14 protein-coding genes are annotated in these 19,921 nt (G+C 33.0%); 12 read left to right on the plus strand and 2 right to left on the minus strand.

All coding sequences use genetic code 11. From position 1 onward, the window contains the following. Nucleotides 1-16: 16 nt before the first annotated feature. The 5 genes from BM227_RS02560 (at nt 17) to BM227_RS02580 (ending at nt 6,083) form a co-directional block, all read left to right on the plus strand. Nucleotides 17-1,051 carry a rod shape-determining protein gene (locus BM227_RS02560; RefSeq protein ID WP_092910882.1) on the plus strand — a complete coding sequence of 345 codons (1,035 nt, stop codon included), beginning with the start codon at nt 17-19 and terminating at the stop codon, nt 1,049-1,051. Beyond that, nucleotides 1,044-1,814 carry a rod shape-determining protein MreC gene (gene mreC, locus BM227_RS02565; RefSeq protein ID WP_092910884.1) on the plus strand — a complete coding sequence of 257 codons (771 nt, stop codon included), beginning with the start codon at nt 1,044-1,046 and terminating at the stop codon, nt 1,812-1,814. Before BM227_RS02560 ends, mreC begins: the two co-directional genes overlap by 8 nt. A 116-nt stretch (nt 1,815-1,930) precedes the next feature. Then, on the plus strand, nt 1,931-5,200 hold the full coding sequence (gene carB, locus BM227_RS02570) for a carbamoyl-phosphate synthase large subunit (protein WP_092910886.1): 3,270 nt from the start codon (nt 1,931-1,933) through the stop codon (nt 5,198-5,200). Next, nucleotides 5,200-5,637 (plus strand): L-threonylcarbamoyladenylate synthase, encoded by a 438-nt coding sequence (locus tag BM227_RS02575; protein WP_092910888.1) that lies wholly within the window; start codon nt 5,200-5,202, stop codon nt 5,635-5,637. The genes carB and BM227_RS02575 overlap by 1 nt, the downstream gene beginning before the upstream one ends. Then, on the plus strand, nt 5,634-6,083 hold the full coding sequence (locus tag BM227_RS02580) for a hypothetical protein (protein WP_092910890.1): 450 nt from the start codon (nt 5,634-5,636) through the stop codon (nt 6,081-6,083). The genes BM227_RS02575 and BM227_RS02580 overlap by 4 nt, the downstream gene beginning before the upstream one ends. Nucleotides 6,084-6,093: 10 nt before the next feature. Here BM227_RS02580 and BM227_RS02585 read toward each other — a convergent pair whose 3' ends face one another. Next, a complete protein-coding gene (locus tag BM227_RS02585) occupies nt 6,094-8,508 on the minus strand; it encodes an ABC transporter substrate-binding protein (RefSeq protein WP_177201958.1) in 2,415 nt (804 codons plus the stop codon). A 62-nt stretch (nt 8,509-8,570) separates the two neighbouring features. Then, complete coding sequence (locus BM227_RS02590; protein ID WP_092910894.1) at nt 8,571-9,251, minus strand: response regulator transcription factor; 681 nt, start codon at nt 9,249-9,251, stop codon at nt 8,571-8,573. Nucleotides 9,252-9,369: 118 nt separating this feature from the next. Between BM227_RS02590 and BM227_RS12960 the strand changes: the two genes are divergently transcribed. The 7 genes from BM227_RS12960 to BM227_RS02625 all read left to right on the plus strand — a co-directional run bounded on the left by BM227_RS12960 (nt 9,370) and on the right by BM227_RS02625 (nt 19,831). Then, a complete protein-coding gene (locus BM227_RS12960) occupies nt 9,370-11,919 on the plus strand; it encodes a histidine kinase dimerization/phospho-acceptor domain-containing protein (RefSeq protein WP_092910896.1) in 2,550 nt (849 codons plus the stop codon). A gap of 30 nt (nt 11,920-11,949) precedes the next feature. Then, entirely contained in the window at nt 11,950-13,434 is a 1,485-nt protein-coding gene (locus tag BM227_RS12965) for a response regulator (RefSeq protein ID WP_092910898.1), read from the plus strand. 148 nt (nt 13,435-13,582) lie between these two features. After that, entirely contained in the window at nt 13,583-14,470 is an 888-nt protein-coding gene (locus tag BM227_RS02605) for a diguanylate cyclase (RefSeq protein WP_092910900.1), read from the plus strand. A 30-nt stretch (nt 14,471-14,500) separates the two neighbouring features. Then, entirely contained in the window at nt 14,501-15,382 is an 882-nt protein-coding gene (locus BM227_RS12700) for a GGDEF domain-containing response regulator (protein ID WP_177201959.1), read from the plus strand. 276 nt (nt 15,383-15,658) lie between these two features. Next, nucleotides 15,659-19,144, plus strand: a complete 3,486-nt coding sequence (metH, locus tag BM227_RS02615; protein ID WP_092910902.1) for a methionine synthase — start codon at nt 15,659-15,661, stop codon at nt 19,142-19,144. A gap of 22 nt (nt 19,145-19,166) precedes the next feature. Continuing rightward, entirely contained in the window at nt 19,167-19,346 is a 180-nt protein-coding gene (locus tag BM227_RS02620) for a zinc ribbon domain-containing protein (protein ID WP_092910904.1), read from the plus strand. Between the two features lie 116 nt (nt 19,347-19,462). After that, nucleotides 19,463-19,831: a DUF255 domain-containing protein gene (locus BM227_RS02625; RefSeq protein ID WP_092910917.1), complete on the plus strand. Its 369-nt coding sequence runs from the start codon at nt 19,463-19,465 to the stop codon at nt 19,829-19,831. Nucleotides 19,832-19,921: the final 90 nt, after the last annotated feature.

Below are 19,921 nucleotides of genomic sequence, written 5' to 3' on the forward strand. Positions count from 1 at the left end.
TAAAGGCGGGTAGAGCATGTTTTTGGATAAATTGATAGGTTTTTTTTCAAATGATATGGCTATAGATCTTGGTACAGCAAATACTCTTGTTTTGCTAAAAGGTGAGGGTATAATTATTAATGAACCATCTGTAGTTGCTGTACAGACAAATAAATCCGGAGTAGAGCGGGTACTTGCTGTTGGGCATGAAGCAAAAGAGATGGTTGGAAAGACCCCTGGCAATATAAGAGCTATACGTCCTATGCGTGATGGAGTTATTGCAGACTTTGATATGACGGAGAAGATGATCCGATATTTCATTGAAAAAGCCCATCATCGCAAATCATTTGTTCGCCCTCGTATTATTGTTTGTGTTCCTTATGGATTGACTCAAGTTGAACGTAAGGCTGTACGCGAATCTGCATTGAGTGCCGGTGCTAGAGAGGTATTTTTGATTGAAGAGCCAATGGCTGCTGCTATTGGAGCAGGACTGCCTGTAAAAGAGGCTCATGGTAACCTTGTTGTAGATATTGGCGGTGGAACAACAGAGATTGGTGTAGTATCTCTTGGCGGTATTGTTATTAGCAAATCTATTAGAACAGCTGGAGATAAGATAGATAAAGCAATATCTGAATATGTAAAGAAAAAGTATAATCTTTTAATAGGTGATCGTGTCGCTGAAGATATTAAGATAACAATAGGAACTGCTATGCCTCTTGAAGAGGAGTTGACTATGACAGTCAATGGTAGAGACCAAGTCAGTGGATTGCTTAACTCTATTGAATTGACAAGTGAAGATGCAAGAGAGGCAATGGCAGAACCTCTTAGAGAGATTGCTGAAGCATTAAAAAGTATTTTAGAACAGGCTCGTCCAGATCTTGCCGGTGATATTGTTGAAAATGGAGTTATTCTAACTGGGGGCGGTGCGTTGATCAGGCTTTTAGATAAATATCTTTCTGAAGTAGTTAAACTGCCTGTCTATGTTGCTGAAGAGCCGCTTCTTGCTGTAGCAAAAGGGACAGGACGGGCTCTTGAAGAGATAGATCTTCTTCAGCAGCTTGCATATGAATAAATTTTTTTACCGCATACCATTTCTTGTATCACTATTACTGGGGGCTGGAGTATTAGTTTACTACAGTCCCTCTCTTCGTACATATATTACACTCTTTTCATCTAATGTTGAATTATTTTACCATTCAATTGCTCAGTCTATTTCAAATAAAGTTGAGTCTCATACTTTTCAAGCAAAAAAGATTGAAGAGTTAAAAGATGAGTTAAACTCATGCAAAAATAGCTCTTACATATATCGCAGTGATGCAGAACGATACTACTCTCTAAAAAAAGAGCTGTCACATAATAATGTAAATATATCAAATCAAATTGTACAACCACTTGGTTATGCTCAGTTAGGTAATTTTCAAAAGTTGTGGCTTGAAAAATTTAAAGATTATGATCCTAAATATATTTATGGTGTATTAAAAGAGGGAAATGCAGTAGGTGTTATTGTTGAGAGTCAAAACAGACCATTAATGATATTAGCAGGAGATCCTGAGTGTAATTTTGCTGTGTATATAGGAAAAGAAAAAGCTCCTGGCATTGCATTTGGATTAGATGCTCGTACTATGGTGGTTCGATATATTCCTGAATGGATAAAGATTAATGTTGGCGATAAAGTAGTTACAAGTGGCTTGGATCATATTTTTCCTATAGGAGTTCCTGTTGGAGAAGTTTTAGAAACAAAGAAGATGCAAGGATTTCAAGATGCGAAGATACGTCTTTACGGTGATACACTTCATCCAAATTTTCTTCATATAACTTACCCACTTAAAAGATAAATATGGCAAGTTTTAAGAGCTTTTTTAGTAAAATAGTTTTTTTGTATAACATATTATCTTCATTCGATGGTAATATGCTATGTAAAAATAAAAAATTTACTCAGGAGAGGTTATAGATGCCCAAACGAGATGATATTAAAACGATATTGTTGATTGGATCTGGGCCGATCGTAATTGGTCAGGCTTGTGAATTCGACTACTCTGGAACGCAGGCAGCCAAGACGCTGAAAGAGCTTGGTTACCGTGTTGTGCTTATTAACTCCAACCCTGCAACGATTATGACCGATCCTGAGTTTGCAGATCGTACATATATTGAGCCTATTACCGAAGATGTAGTTGCCAGGATTATAGAAAAAGAGGGTGTTGATGCTATTTTGCCAACAATGGGTGGACAAACAGCACTCAATGTTGCTATGAGTATGCATGAAAAAAGTATGCTTGAAGGTGTTGAGTTTCTTGGCGCAAATCCAGAAGCCATTAAAAAAGGTGAAGATCGACAGGCATTCAAAGAGGCAATGATCAAAATTGGAATGGACCTTCCAAAAAGCCAGTATGCATACTCTATGGATGAAGCTATGAATGCTGCCGAAAATATTGGTTTTCCTCTAATTATTCGTGCTTCATACACATTAGCAGGTGGCGGTAGCGGTGTAGCTTATAATATTGATGAGTTTAAGGCATTGGCTGCAGCAGGATTGGAAGCTAGTCCTATTAATGAGATTCTCATAGAAGAGAGTCTGCTTGGATGGAAAGAGTATGAGATGGAGGTTATCCGTGACAGAGAGGATAACTGTATCATAGTTTGTTCTATAGAAAACCTTGATCCTATGGGTGTTCATACAGGAGACTCTATTACTGTTGCACCGGCATTGACACTAACTGATAAAGAGTATCAGCGTATGCGTGATGCAAGTTTCCAGATTTTACGTGAAATTGGTGTTGATACTGGTGGATCTAATGTACAGTTTTCTGTAAATCCTGAAACTGGGCGTATGATTGTTATTGAAATGAACCCTCGTGTCAGCCGCTCTTCGGCATTGGCTTCAAAAGCGACAGGTTATCCGATTGCAAAAGTTGCTACGCTTCTTGCTGTAGGGTTTACACTTGATGAGATTAAAAATGACATTACAGGTACTCCTGCAAGTTTTGAGCCGGTAATTGACTATATTGTTACAAAAATACCACGCTTTACATTTGAGAAGTTTCCTCAAGCAGACTCAACTTTGACAACTTCAATGAAAAGTGTCGGTGAAGTAATGGCAATTGGACGTACCTTTAAAGAGTCTGTCCAAAAGGCACTCTGCTCACTTGAAACAGGTCTTGTAGGATTTGATCCTGTAAATTGTGATGATGAAACACTGCGTCGTGAAATTCGTCGACCAAATGAGAAACGTCTGCTCTATGTAGCTCAAGCTTTAAGAGTTGGGTACAGCATAGAAGATATTCATGAACTAAGCAAGATAGATCCTTGGTTCTTGCATCAGATTAAGCAGATTGTAGATTTGGAAAAAGAGATTGACATTGAAATTCTTCAAAATCCTGAACTGCTTCGTAGAGTAAAAGCAGATGGTTTCAGTGATGCGATGATTGCGAAGCTTATTAATGAAAAAGATAATATGGATTTGAGTGAAAATGATATCTATGCAGCACGTAAAAAACATGGTATTGAGTTAGAGTATCATGAAGTTGATACTTGTGCCGCAGAGTTTAAAGCACTTACGCCATATTTGTATTCTTCTACAAATATAATGAAACTTCCACAGGCAATAGAGCCTGAAAAAGATAATGATGATAAAAAGAAAGTTCTAATCATAGGTGGTGGACCTAACCGTATTGGTCAAGGTATTGAGTTTGATTACTGCTGTGTTCATGCTGCATTTGCTCTTGAAGATATGGGTGTTACTTCAATTATGTATAACTGTAACCCTGAAACTGTTTCAACTGACTATGATACCAGTGATATTCTCTACTTTGATCCAATCGATTTTGAACATGTTAGAAATGTTATTGAGAGAGAAAATCCAGATGGAATAATTGTTCACTTTGGAGGACAAACACCTCTTAAACTTGCAAAAAAGATTACCTCTATTGGTGGAAAGATTATTGGAACCAGTGCAAAGGTAATTGATGAAGCTGAAGATAGAGAGAAGTTCTCTAGTTTTATTAAAAATCTTGGACTAAAACAGCCTGCAAACGGTACGGCATTTACCAAAGAAGAGGCATTTGCAATAGCATCAAATATTGGTTATCCGGTACTTGTGCGTCCAAGTTATGTACTTGGCGGTCGTGCAATGCGAACAGTTTACAATGAAGGTGAACTGCGTGAATATATGGATGAAGCAGTTAGTGTAAGCAATGAGTCGCCTGTTTTGATAGACAAGTTCCTTGATCATGCAATTGAGCTTGATGTAGATGCTATTAGTGATGGTAAAGATGTATATATAGGATCTATTATGCAGCATATTGAAGAGGCTGGAATTCACTCAGGTGACAGTGCATGTTCTCTTCCAACTGTATCTATCAGCGATAAACTTGTAAAAGATGTTGAGAATCAGACTAAAGCAATTGCTCTTGGTCTTGGTGTAAAGGGACTTCTTAATATTCAGTATGCAATATATAAAGATGAAGTTTACTTAATAGAAGTTAACCCTCGTGCAAGTCGAACAGTTCCATTTGTATCTAAAGCTACTGGTGTTCCTTTGGCTAAAGTTGCAACGCGTGTTATGTATAAAGGTGATTTGCGTGAAGCATTAAAGTTTTATGATACATTTAATGTTGTAACTGATGATGGAAATGTGCTTAAACCTAAGCTAAAAGATCATATTGCTGTTAAAGAGGCAGTTTTTCCATTTAATAAACTTTCTGGTTCTGACCTTATTCTTGGGCCTGAAATGAAGTCAACCGGTGAGGTTATGGGAATTAGCAAGTCATTTGGTATATCGTTTGCAAAGAGTCAGTTTGCATCTAAAAACCATCTACCTCTATCTGGTACTCTATTTATGTCTCTTACAGATCACGATAAAGATGAGGCAGCAGAGATTGGTCAACTATTTATAGATTTAGGATTTAAAATTGTTGCAACATCAGGTACTCATAAAGTTCTATCAGAAGCAGGTGTAGAGTCTGAAGTTGTTTTAAAAATATCTGAAGGTCGTCCTAATGTAGAGGACCTACTAAAGAATGGCGAAATAGATATGGCACTGAATACTTCAGATAACAAATCTAGTAAAGATGATGCAAAAAGAATTAGACAGGCTGTTTTACGCTTCAATGTACCATACTTTACAACATTGGCTGCGGCAAGAGTATCTGCTGCTGCTATTAAAGAGATGAAAATTGAGGGTGCATTAGAGCCAAAAGCACTTCAGGACTATTTGAGTGAATAATGAGAGGAGATTGGGTATATTTAACTCAAACAGATACAACAGTAGGGTTTTTATCTCAATCACAAGATAAATTATGTACTGTAAAGGGAAGACCTTCAAATAAACCTTTTTTAAAAGCGATCAGTCGATTTGAAAATTTACACAGTGTCGGGCGGGTTCCCCGACGCTTTCGCTCTTATTTGCGTCGAAGCAAAAAAAGCTCCTTTATCTTGCCTAATGGACAATCTTTCAGAAAAGTATCTGGCTCTCATAAAAGATTTATTGAACAGTTTGGATGGATGTATACAACTTCAGCAAATAAGCATGGTGCTAAGTTTGATGAGGAGTTTGCAAAAAGTGTATGCGATGTTATGGTAGAATCAGATAAAAAGCTTTTTGAGAGTGAACCATCTTCCATTTGGAGACTCTATAAAAGTAGAAAGGTAAGAATTAGATGAGCAAAATTATTACACTGCTGCTTTTTGGTCTTCTTTTTTGGTTAGTATTCGATTTTATTTTTTATGCAGGATTGATGGTTAACTATATAGAGAAGTATGACATTCCAATCTATTTCAATCAATTTTTTATTGAGAGTCAGCTTTGGTGGCTTTGGCCAATAGGCATATTGCTATATGGTGCAGTCTTTATGGTAAGAAACAGCAATATATCGAAAATTATATTTTACATACTCTCTTTTGGGCTTGCTGGACTGACTTGGATTCCTGAGTATGGAGATCTTATAGGTAAAGCTTTATTTGCAAAAGAGAATGTATCGTATCAGTTTAAAACATTTACTATAAAGAGTTCTACATTAATGTTTAGTTCACGTGGTTTGGATTATGTACTGTTACCTGGTAAAAAGAGAGTTATAAAATATCCTTCTTCGTATAGAATTAATAAATAGTGATATAAATTTACTTAATTTTAATATTGAAAACAGCTCCTTCCAAAATATTTTTTGCATTAATCTCTCCATTAAATTTTGTTTGTATAATATTTTTTGCTATAAAAAGTCCAAATCCTGAACTATTTTTTGTTTTGGAAATAGTAGGTGTAAATATATCCTCAATATTTCCATCAATACCGCCACCATTATCTTTAACAGTTATGATGATAAATTTATCTTCTTTTCTTGCATCTATAGTAATGGTTGGGTTTTGGATATTACGTTCTTTAAAAATATTTTGAGCATTTGTAAAAAGTGTAAGTAGTACTTGTTCAAGTTGATTCTTATTACCTATTATACGCAAATCTTTTTCTATATTTTTATATATTGTAATATTATGTTCTTCTATACTATTATGTATAATTTCTAGAGTTTCATCTATAGCTTCTTCAATAGAAAAATACTCTTTCTGATCATTATCTTTATAAAAATTATTGAAAGTGTCAATTGTATTTGTCATAAATTGTATACTTCCTTTCATTAATTTTGTTATTCTTTTTAATTCATCTTTAGAAATATCTTGATTTAAAAATAGTTTAGAGTCTAAAAGCATAATCCAAGAAGATAATTCATTGAGTGGAGCTTTCCATTGATGTGCAATATTATTTACAATATTTTTCATTGACTCTTGTTTGTTATAGTAAAATAAAAGAGTTTCTTGTAACCTATTTTTTTCAATTTCTTGGTTTACTTTTTGTTTGAGTTTAATATTCCAAACTATTACAAATATAATTATTAATAGAGTAAAAGAGATAATTTTAATAATGAGCATATAATCAATATTAGATATATGTCTCATAAACCATTTATTCATTAGTTCATTTTTCTCTTGTTCAGTGATGTTATTTATGCCTTTTTGTAAAATATCTCTTAATATTTCTTGTTGCTTATTTGTCGCTATTCGAAGTTTTACACTAAAATGTTTGTTTTTTACATCAAAAGCTGGTTTTAAATTGCTTATATTGTATTTTTGTATTGTATAGTTTAAAACACCTAAAGTATTCATGAAACCATCAGCTTCATTAAAAGCTACTGCCTTTAATCCATCAAGTGTATTATTTACTAACAGTACCTTTATTTTAGGATAATATTTTTGAATTAACTCTTCTTCTGAGAACCCTTTTATAACTGCTAATATTTTTCCATTAAAATCATTTAAACTTTTGTATTTTTTTGCATTCTCTTCTCTTGTTACAACACTATCTATTACTTCTTTGTAAGGTGATGTAAAAGATAAAAACTTTTCTCTTTTCGGTGTTTTTACAATATTTAACATAACGTCTAATGAGCCATCTTTTAACATCTTTATAAATTCATTCCAACTATAACCATGTACATATTCAATTTTAATACCTATCTTTTTTGCAATCAAATTCATATAATCAATTGAAAAACCTTCTGCTTTTCCATTTATATTGTAGTTAAAAGGTGCCCAGTCTATTTCATTATGTACCTTTATAATTTTTTTTGAATCTAAATATTCCAACTCCTCTTTAGTTAATGGAATATTGTATCTATTCTCTCTAAAGATGAAATCTTTGTAATTAATTGTTTTATTTTGATCAACAAAACCTAGATTTTTAAAATTATCAACCATCAATTTGATTCTATTTTTGTCAATACTTCCTATAGGATATATATTTGGCAGCATAATACTTTCAACCTGTTTTGCCTCAAATATTAAAGCATCTTTTGTTTTATGTTGTGTATTGTACTTTTTAAGTATTAGTTCTATTACTTCATCTTTATGCTTCAGAGCATATTCCCACCCTTTTATAGAAGCATCTCTAAATTTTTTTACTCGTTTAGGATGATGTTTTACTTCTTCTTGTGATGTAAAAAGATTTAAATCATAAAACTCAGCTCCATATATAGTAGGATTTAAAAGATTATAAGGAACTTTTGCTTTATTAAGATAGTAGATTTCATTAGTTGTAAAAATTGCCATTGCATCTACTTTTTTATCTATAAAATCTTGTACGTTAAAACTAGGAGGAATATGAATAAAGTCATTAGATGTCAAACCAAACTTTTTAAACATAATTAGCATCATAGCACTATTAATATCGTTTCCAATCCCCATAACTTTTTTACCTTTTAAATCTGAAGGAAGACGAATATCTTTAGTTGTTACAATTGCTAAAGGGGACTGTTTAAAAAAGTTTGCAACAAAAACAATTGGCTTGCCTTTGAGATATTCTGAAACTATATTTGCATAGGTGGTTCCATATATCCCTTCTTTACTGAGTACCTTATCAATAATGTTAATTTCAGGACTAAACTCTACAAACTCAACATCAAGCCCTACATCTTTATAGTACCCTTTCTCTTTTGCTATATAAAATCCAGCATACTCAAACTGATGTTTCCATTGAAATTGCAAAGTGATTTTTTCTAAAGATTTTGCAAATAAAAAATTTGTTGCAAATATTAAAAAAAAGATTATTATTCTATATTTATTTTCCATCCGATTTTACTTATATTGATAATTTTTTCTTTTCCTATTTTTCTTCTTAAGCTTCCAATAAGGTTCTTAATAGCACTGTCACTTATATAGTTGTCATTCCAAATATGAAACTCTAAATCATTGCGACTAATGATCTTATTTCGATTTTTTAGAAATAGTTGTAATAAAAGATTCTCTTTTTTGCCAAGTTTTACTTTTATATTTTCTTCAAAAAGTTCAAGAGAATCAAAATCATAATATAATTTAGAATCTAAAGTAACAATCTGTTGTGATCTAATTTTTTTTAAACATTTCAGCATACTTTGTTGGAAATTTACAATATCAAGAGGTTTTATAATATAGCCATCTATTTGAAGGTTTATAGCTTCCATAAGGTATTTGTTATCACTATATGATGTTAAAAAAACTATTGGAGTGCCAACATCATCTTCTCTAATCTTTTTTACAATAGCCATACCATTTAAACTGTTTTTCAATTCTATGTCCACCAAAATAATATCTGGGGAATTTTTAGCATATATTTCAAGTGCCTCTTCGTAATTTTTTGCAATATAAACATTTTGAAAAAATAGCTCAAATGATGAAGCATAGCTTTGACTTACAGACTCATCATCTTCTACATATAGCAGGCTTAATTTATATAATTCATTTAATTCCATAATTAAATTCTATCATATAAAAGTTTGTTTTAAGACAGCTAATTTGTTTTAAGACAAATCTTGAAACTTACTTTTTATTGCTACTATTTACATAAACTTTTATAATAAAGATTTTTAGATGCAAAACAGAATACGAAACTACAATCAACTTGTAGCAGATGAGACTATAGAAGACTACTCTTTACGATATGCTCCAAAAACCTTTAGAAAATGGTCTGAGTTTTTAATTGCAAATACTGCTATAGGGAGTATATCTTTTTTGGCTCTTGAGGCTATTGGAGCTTCCATTGCCCTACATTATGGGTTTACTACAGCATTTTGGGCAATTCTTACAGCTTCACTCATCATATTTTTTACAGCAATTCCTATTAGTTACTATGCCGCAAAATATAATATAGATATAGATTTGATTACAAGAAGTGCAGGGTTTGGTTATGTTGGCTCTACATTTACATCTTTGATATATGCATCTTTTAGTTTTATCTTTTTTGCACTTGAAGCTGCCATTATGGCGCAGGCATTGGAGGTTTATTTTGGTATTCCTTTAAGTTTTGGATATATAATTAGCTCTTTAGTAATTATTCCCATTGTTTTTTACGGAATTACTCTTATAAATAGATTGCAGTTTTTAACTCAACCCATTTGGCTTATTATGATGGTTGTCCCATACATTGCCATACTATACAAAGAGCCAAATGCAATTTCTGCTTTCAAGTCTCTTACAGGAAATATATCTGGCAGTAATGAGTTTGATTTTTACTATTTTGGTATGGCAGTTGGAGTGTCACTATCTTTGATAGCTCAGATTGGAGAACAGGTTGATTATCTGCGTTTTATGCCACCACTTAAAAAAGAGAATAGATTTAAATGGTGGGTTTCAGTACTCATAGCTGGACCAGGTTGGATAATACTAGGTTTTTTAAAACAGATAGGTGGTATGTTTTTAGCATCTATGGTTTTATTGACGGGACTAAGTGCATATGAAGCTAAAACACCTATTGAGATGTACAATATAGGTTATCAATATATTTTTGATAATCCAGAACATGCTTTAGTTGCTGCTACTATATTTGTAATAATCTCGCAAATCAAAATAAATGTAACAAATGCTTATGCAGGTTCACTGGCTTGGTCAAACTTTTTTTCACGTGTTACACATTCCCACCCTGGTCGTGTTGTTTGGATGCTCTTTAATATAGGTATTGCATTACTACTTATGGAGCTTGGAGTTTTTGATGTTTTAGAAAAGGTTTTGGGACTCTACTCTAATGTTGCCATCGCTTGGATTGGAGCAATTTTTGCAGATTTAGTCATAAATAAACCTTTAGGACTGGCTCCAAAAGTTGTAGAGTTTAAAAGAGCATACCTTTATAATGTAAATCCTGTTGGTGTTGGAAGTATGGGAATTGCATCACTTATATCCATATTTGCTTTTATGGGATATTTTGGGAGTTTAGCTCAAAGTTACTCTGCAATAATTGCCATGTTTATAGCCATATTACTCTCCCCAATCATAGCTATTTTGACAAAAGGTGAATATTATATAGCAAGAGAAAATATACATTTAAATAGTAAAAAAGTTTATGAAACTTGTAAAACTTGTAATCATGAGTATGAAATAGAAGATATGGCATATTGCCCTTTACATAATTCAAATATCTGCTCTTTATGCTGTTCTCTTGATTCTTTATGTCATGATATTTGTAAAAAAGATAGAGAACGCAGTATGCGAGATAAGATTGCTAAATTTGTAAGTACAATATTTAGAAACACTATTTCAAAAGACACTAGCTTCAAAGTTTTTAATTTTTTTCTTCTATCATCGGGATTCTTTTTATTAATATGGATTACTGGATGGATGTCTTACTCTATACAAATAGATTTGATTCCATATGATCAAAGAGGATTGTTTAGAGAGTCTATAGAAAATTACTCTATGATAATTGGTATTTTAATGAGTATAGTTGCTTGGTGGATTTTACTTATTCAAGATAGTAAAGATAGAGCAGAAAATGAGTTGGAGTCAAGAAATACTAGTCTTGAGAATGAGGTTTTAATACGTACAGAAGCAGAACGTAAAGCTGAAGAAGCAACAAAAGCGAAAAGTAACTTTTTAGCAAATATGAGCCATGAGATAAGAACCCCAATGAATGGAATTTTAGGAATGTCTCATTTAGTTTTGCAAACTGACCTTGATGATAAACAGAAAAATTACATACAAAAGATAGATAACAGTGCAAAATCACTTCTAGGCATCATAAACGATATTTTAGATTTTTCAAAAATAGAAGCAGGAAAACTGTCAATAGAGAAGATTGAATTCGATCTATTTAAAATGATAGAAAATGTAATAAATTTAATAGAATATAAAGCCCATGAAAAAAATATTGAATTAATAATAAGTTATGATAAGAGTTTAGGGAAAAAATATTATGGAGATAGCTTAAGAGTAAGTCAAGTTCTTACAAACTTATTGAGTAATGCAGTTAAATTTACTGATGATGGTGAAGTTGGAATATATATTACAAAAATATATAAAAATCTATTAAGATTTGAAGTAGTTGATACAGGAATAGGTTTAACATATGAGCAACAATCTAAACTCTTTAAATCATTTTCACAAGCAGATGGAAGTACCACCAGAAAGTATGGCGGAACAGGACTGTGACTTGCAATATCTAAACAACTTGTTGAACTTATGAATGGAAAGATTTGGGTAGAGAGTGAGTATGGAAAAGGAAGTAAATTTATATTTGAGATTGAATTAGAAGAGAGAGAAGATACTAAGCAGTTTAACCTGTTTAGTGATAAAAAAGTTTTAGTAGTAGATGACAATAAATCTTGGCATAGTATATTGGCAAATATATTGGAGATGTTCAACATAAAAGTTGATCATGCATACAGTGGAGAAGAGGCAGTCAAAAAAGTTTGTAAATGCAAAGAGTGTTATGACCTAATACTTATGGATTGGAATATGCCAAAAATAGATGGTATAGAAGCTACAAAAATAATACAAAAAGAGTTTAAAAAACATCCGGTAACAATCATAATGATCAGCAGTTTTAGACAAGAGAGTATTGCAAATTTGGCTAAAGATGTTGGTATTGATATATTTTTACAAAAACCAATAAATCCATCAGTTTTAAATGACATATTAAGTGGGCTATTTTTAGATGGAGTAGATATTAAAAACATAGATACAGTTAAAGAAGATACATTAAAAGATGATCTACAAAGTTTAAACGGTAGTTCCATCTTGATAGTAGAAGACAATGTTATAAACCAAGAGATAATCATAGGTTTACTAGAAAACAGCGGTATAAAAATAGATATAGCAAATAATGGTGTTGAAGCAGTTGATATGTTTAACGCAAACAGTACCAAATATGAACTAATCCTTATGGATCTGCAAATGCCAATAATGGGAGGAATTGAGGCAACCAAAATCATAAGAGAGAAATATAAAGATATTCCAATCATTGCGCTAACAGCAAATGCAATGAAAGAAGATGTTGAAAAGACCAAGCTTGCTGGTATGAATGAACACTTAAATAAACCAATAGAAGTAGAAAAGCTATATGCAACACTACTAAAGTTTATCTCAAAAAAAGAGAGCTCTTCAGAGATTAAGACAAAAAAAGAGGAGATAGAGTTACCTGAGTTTACAAATATAGATATAAGTATAGGATTAAAATATCTCTCAAACAACAAAAAACTCTATCTAAAAATTCTAAATGACTTTTATGAGAGTTATAAAGATGTAAAACTTGAAGAGTTGAGTGATGAAGAGTTTAAAAGAGTAACCCACACAATCAAAGGTTTAAGTGCAAATATTGGAGCTAACTCTTTACACACCATTGCTAAAGAGTTAGATGTTACACAAAACAAAAGCCTACTTCCTGAGTTTTACAAAGAACTAAATGCAGTTATAGATGAACTTGAAGAGAAACTCTCAAAAATAGATAACCAAAGAGATTTCAAGCCTGAATTAGACACTGAAACAAGAGATGAGTTACTAGAAGCTCTTAAAGAGTATGCCAAAAAAAGAAGATCGAAACTTTGTAATGAAGTATTGGAAAAACTTTTAAGCTACAAGCTTTCTAATGAGGATCAACAACTTTTTAATGAGCTTAAAAAGTTGGTGGATGGTCGTAAATATAAAATTATTGTGGAGATGATATAGCCATTATAAAAAAGTCTGTTTTGGGATTGCTCTATGATGTAAAAACAAATCTTACAACTCACTTTTTATAGCTATTATATTAACAAGTAATTAAGTAGTAACTTGATGAATAATTATAAAAAGAGAATAGAATTATAGTGGAGATAAGATGGGAAGTAAAACTATTTTAATAGTTGATGATACTATTGCAAATCTTGATATATTGGTTGATTTATTAGGACAATATGACGTTATTGATGCAGTAAATGGAGAAGATGCTCTTGAGATTGCAAATGAAGAGAGTATAGATCTGATTTTACTTGATATTATGATGCCAGAGATGGATGGATATGAAGTTTGTAAAAGATTAAAATCTAATGAAAAGACAAAAGATATTCCAGTAATCTTTATTACAGCTAAAACAGATGAAGATAGTATTGAAAAGGCTTATGATATTGGTGGAGCCGATTATGTTACAAAACCTTTTAGACCAAAAGAGTTGTTATCTAGAGTAAAGAAAGAGTTAAAACTACAAGAGTTGATGAAAGAGTTAAAGCTTTTAGCATCAACTGATCCTATGACAAAACTCTACAATAGAAGGTATTTTACTAATGTGTCACAACATATTTTAGAGATAGCAAAACGAGAAAATCAAAGTTTATCTTTGGTTATGTTAGATATTGATAAATTTAAAAATATTAATGATACTTATGGTCATCAAATTGGTGATGAAGTAATTATTTCGCTTGCAAATGAGTTGACTCAAAATCAAAGAAAAAGTGATATCGTCTCTAGATATGGCGGAGAAGAGTTTGTAGTATTGCTACCAAATACATCGCTGGAAGAAGCAATAGGAGTAGCTGAAAAATTAAGAGAAAAAATAGACTTAAAAACTATTAATTTAGATAATTATGAAAAGTTGAAGTTTACTATTAGCCTTGGAGTGTCAGAAGTTAAAGTTTTTAATGAAAAAAATATAGAGAAAGCGCTTAAACGTGCAGATGATGCTCTTTATACTGCAAAAGAGAGTGGTAGAAATAGAGTTTGCTTTGTATAATTTAATTGAAATGGAAGTTTGGTAATTTTGATGAATGTATTAATTGTTGACGATAAAAACAGTTATATTGATATGGCTATTGCTTTTTTAGAGGATATTGAAAATATAAAGTTATATACATCAATGAGCGGTAAAGAGGCACTTATAAAAACTACTAAAGTAAGCTTTGATCTAATACTGCTTGATATTATTATGCCAAATATGGATGGATTTGAGGTATGCAAAAGATTAAAACAGCATCCACGTACAAAAGATATTCCTGTTATATTTCTGACATCTGAAAATAGTTTAGATTTTATAATAAAAGCATTTGAGTATGGAGCTATAGATTATATAAACAAACCATTTACCGCTGAAGAATTAAGAGCAAGAGTGAATACTCAACTAAAACTATATAAAACGGTAAAAGAGCTTAAAGCAAAACAGAGTCAATTGGTACAATTGTCAATTATTGATCCGTTGACTAAAATATATAATTTTACTTATCTTAAAACTAAACTAAAATATTTATTAGATAATAAAGAAAGATTTTGGTTTATTCATATTCAAATTGATAATTTAGGGAAAATAAGTAAAGTATTTGGACATAATCAAACTGAAAAATTGTTATTAGAGTTTGTAGAGGTTTTAAATGATATATTTGCAGATAAAAATATGATTTTTCGACTATATGGTGCTCATTTTGGGGTGATTATACAAAATCAAAAAAAAGAGAATATAGAAAAACTTTTGAACTCATTTTTAATAGAAATCAAGAACTTGCTTAAAACAGTTACAAATGTAAATTGTTTTATTGTTGCAAATTTATCAAAAGAATCTGATTCTGTTTCTTCTTTGTTAAATCGTTCTGATAATCTAATTCATAGACACTATATGTTAAAAGATAAATTACAATACTTAATTGAAGAATAGATTAATATATCTTTTCTTTTTTGAATAATTATAAGAGGAAATCATAAATATTAATTCTTGATATCAAATATAAAAATATCTCTAATTGACAACTAAATATGCAAAATAGTACAATAGTTTAAAAAATGGATGAAATATTATTTGAAAAAATAGAAATAGAAGAAGTAGAGATAATTTTAGTCTTATTTATAATTTAAGTTTATATAGATGAAAAGTTAGTCTAAAAGAAGTTGTTACTAACTATAAAAAGTTTTTTTATATTATAGGAAATATTATATGCAAAATATTCAACAGTTAATGAAAGATAGAATTTTAGTTATTGACGGGGCAATGGGAACTCAGATCCAGTCTATGGATATTCCAGAAGATGCTTGGGAAGGAAAAGAGGGGTGTAATGAGCTTTTAAATGCTACAGCTCCTGAACTGATTCGACAAATTCACAAACGATATGCAATGGCTGGAGCTGATCTCATTAAGACAAACACATTCGGCTCAATGAATTGGGTGCTTGATGAGTATGAAATTGGTGATCGTGCCTATGAGCTTAGCAAAAAAGGGTGTGAACTTGTAAAGTCTGTATGTGAAGAGTTCAGTACGCCTCAAAAACCTCGTTTTTGTCTTGGATCAATTGGACCTGGAACGAAACTACCATCTTTAAAGCATATAGAGTATGATGAAATGTATAGTGGCTATCTGGAGATGGCTAAAGGGATGATTGATGGTGGCGTTGATATCTTCTTACTTGAGACGTGCCAAGATCCTTTACAGATTAAAGCTGCACTTCATGCTTGTGAAGATGCTTGCAAAGATAAAGAGGTTAAGACCCCGATTATGGTATCGGTCACAATTGAGCTGAGTGGTTCTATGCTTATTGGTACTGATGCAACAACAATTGCTACTATTATGGAGCCTTTTGATATTCTCTCTTTAGGTTTTAACTGCGGAACTGGTCCTGAACAGGTTGAAAAGCATGTTAAAACACTATCAGAGCTTTGGCATAAACCTATCTCTGTTCATGCCAATGCTGGATTGCCTCAAAACCGTGGTGGTTACACTTACTACCCGATGGGACCTGAAGAGTTTAGTGAGTTGCAAAAAAGTTTTACTAAGTATGATGGTGTTACATTCCTTGGTGGATGCTGTGGAACAACACCACAACACATCAAAGCTCTATCTGACGCTGTTAAAGGTATGAAGCCTCGTCCAGCTACCGGATCTCATCCAACCTCTCTTGCATCACTCTTCAATACAGTTCCATTAATGCAAGATCCGGCACCACTGCTCATTGGTGAACGCTCCAATGCTACTGGCTCAAAGGCTTTTCGTGAGCTTTTATTGGCAGAAGATTATGAAGGTACATTAACGGTTGGACAGCAGCAGGTTCGTGCAGGAGCTCATGTGCTTGATGTTTCTGTAGGATTTGCAGGTCGGGATGAGACTAAAGATATGCATGAAGTCATAAGTCTTTATGCTCAAAAAATTCCATTGCCGTTAATGCCAGATTCAACACAGGTAAAAGGGCTTGAGACAGCTCTTAAGTGCATAGGCGGTAAGCCTATTATAAACTCTGTCAACCTTGAAGACGGAATCGAAAAGTTTGATGCAGTCTGCCAACTGGCAAAACGCTTTGGTACATCATTGGTCTGTTTAACAATTGATGAGCAGGGTATGGCAAAGACAGTTGAGCGCAAACTTGAAGTTGCTGAACGCATTTATGAGCTAGCTACTAAAAAGCATGGTTTAAAGCCTCAAGATCTTGTGTTTGATGTGTTGACCTTTACTGTTGGGTCTGGTGATGAAGAGTACCGCGATGCGGCCGTGCAGACAATAGAGGCAATTCGAGAACTTAGACGAAGACACCCTGAAGTTGGTACTACACTTGGACTTTCAAATATCTCTTTTGGATTAGATAAAGATGCAAGACCTTATCTAAACTCTGTATTTTTACACCACTGTCTTGAAGCGGGGCTGACTTCTGTTATTATCAATGTTAAGCATATCATCCCTATGAACAGGATAAGCGAAGAGGATCGTAAGGTTTGTGAAGATCTTCTGTTTAATAACCAAGAAAATGGTGATCCTCTTTTTAAATTCATAGAACACTTTAGTAAAAAAGAGGCGGTTGATCAGGGAGCAGAAGATGAAGCTTACCTTAAGATGAGTGATGAGGAGAAGATACATAAACTTCTGCTTGATGGTGATAAAGATAGGATGATTCCGCTTGTAGAAGAGGTACGCCACCGCATCTCACCAGAAAAGATTGTCAATGAGATTCTTATAGAAGCTATGAAAGTTGTAGGTGATCTTTTTGGAAGTGGTCAGATGCAGCTTCCGTTTGTTTTGCAAAGTGCTGAGACAATGAAAGCTACAGTTGATTACCTAAACCCTTATTTGCCAAAGAAAGAGAAAGAGAGTGATACGACACTTATACTTGGTACAGTTAAAGGGGATGTTCACGATGTTGGTAAGAACCTTGTAGATATTATTCTTACCAACAATGGCTTTAAGGTTGTTAATCTTGGTATCAAAGTGGAACTTGAACAGTTTTTAGAAGCTGCAAAAGAGCATAATGCAGATGTCATAGGTTTTAGCGGACTACTAGTTAAATCGACTCAAGTAATGAAAGAGAATCTTGAACAGATGACTGAGATGGGAATAGACATACCTGTTATTGTTGGTGGTGCCGCATTAACAAAAGGGTTTGTTGATGAGTATTGCCGCCCAGTTTATAAAGGGCCAATCTTCTATTGTCGTGATGCTTTTGACGGTGTTATTGCTATGAGCCGTATTGAGGCTGGAAACTTTGATACAAGACTTGGCAGTGATGGAAAAGATGAAGAAGAGGTAGTTGTTATCAAAGAGAAAAAAGAGGTAGAGATTCCTCCTTTTGAAGAGATAAAAATGCCATCTCGTGAGATTAAAGTGCCTGTTCCTCCATTTTGGGGACGCAGGGTTATGACTAAAGATGATTTTGATTTAAATATCGCTTTTGAATGGATTAATCATCGTATTCTATTTAAGTCACGATGGGGATACCGCTCAAAGGGTATGAGTAAAGATGAGTATCAAAAACAGCTTGAAGAGGTTGTATTGCCGGCATATGAACGGCTAAAAGCACAATTTATAGATGAAGGTCTCTTTGATCCAACAATTATATATGGCTATTACCCTTGCAGAAGTGACGATACAACACTATTGATTTTTGATGAAAGTGAAGGGTGGAATAGTGATAAAGATGCCAACCGTGAGCCTCTTGATGAGGTGATGGGCAGAGCACGTGAAGCAATGACTTTCCCACGTCAAACCAAAAAACCGTGGCGTTGTCTTGCTGACTATTTTCACAGGGATCGTCACGATGTTGTTGCTTTTACAACTGTAAGTGCAGGCCGTAAAATAAGTGAATATGAGCGCAAGCTTTATGATGAGGGTAAGTTTCACGAATATTACTTAGTTCATGGTTTAGGAGTAGAGTTGGCTGAAGCATTGGCAGAGATTGCACATAAACAGATACGGCTAGACCTTAATATTGCAGATAAAGAGGGACACTCTTTGCGTGATGTTGAGATGAGAAAATATCAAGGAGCACGTTACTCTCCTGGCTATCCTGCTTGTCCGGAATTGGAGCTTAATAAACCTATTTTTAATTTCTTGAAACCGGAAGATTTTGGAATAGTTCTTAGTGAAACACTTCAAATTCATCCTGAACAGTCAACAGCTGCAATTGTTGTCTACCATCCTGAAGCTATGTATTATAATATTTAGGAAAAAAGGGGGAAGTTGAAAGATGATTGAATATTTCTTTTCCTGCCCTTACTGTTGGCAGCGGGTATCTATATTGATCGATAGTGGATTGACTAGATTTGAAGGTATTGAAGATTGTGAAGTATGCTGTAATCCAATAAGTTTTATTGTAGAACTTGAATCAGGGCAGATAGTCTCATCTTATGTTGAGAAGGTTCAGTAGTCAAAAGATGGGTATGATTTTTGTCATTTAAGAAAACTGAAAATAGCGCAATCTCTTTTTAAATTATACAAACTTATAATCCTTTTTGCTATGATATGTAAAAAAGGAAAATTATGATGCGCTATTTTATCCTTTCTTTAGTGTTTATTTTAGAACTTCTTGCAAATAAATATACTTATACAAACCAACTTATAGATGAACCATCTCCATATTTGCAACAGCATGCTCATAATCCTGTTAACTGGTATCCTTGGGGTGAAGAGGCGTTTGAAAAGGCAAAGCGTGAGCATAAACCTATCTTTTTATCTATTGGTTACAGTACTTGTCATTGGTGTCATGTAATGGCGCATGAATCTTTTGAAGATCCAAAAATTGCTGAAATTATTAACCGCTGGTTTGTACCTGTTAAAGTAGATAGAGAAGAGATGCCTCATTTAGATAAGTATTATCAAAAGATTTTTACTTTGCTTCATCACAGAAGTTAGCCCATTCCGATACTAAGGAATACTTTTTGCTATAAAGCCAAAAAAGTATATTTATATCGGGAGAAAAAATGGAGCCAGAATTATTGAAAA

The sequence above is a fragment of the Hydrogenimonas thermophila genome (assembly GCF_900115615.1).
In the GTDB taxonomy this organism is placed as follows: domain Bacteria; phylum Campylobacterota; class Campylobacteria; order Campylobacterales; family Hydrogenimonadaceae; genus Hydrogenimonas; species Hydrogenimonas thermophila.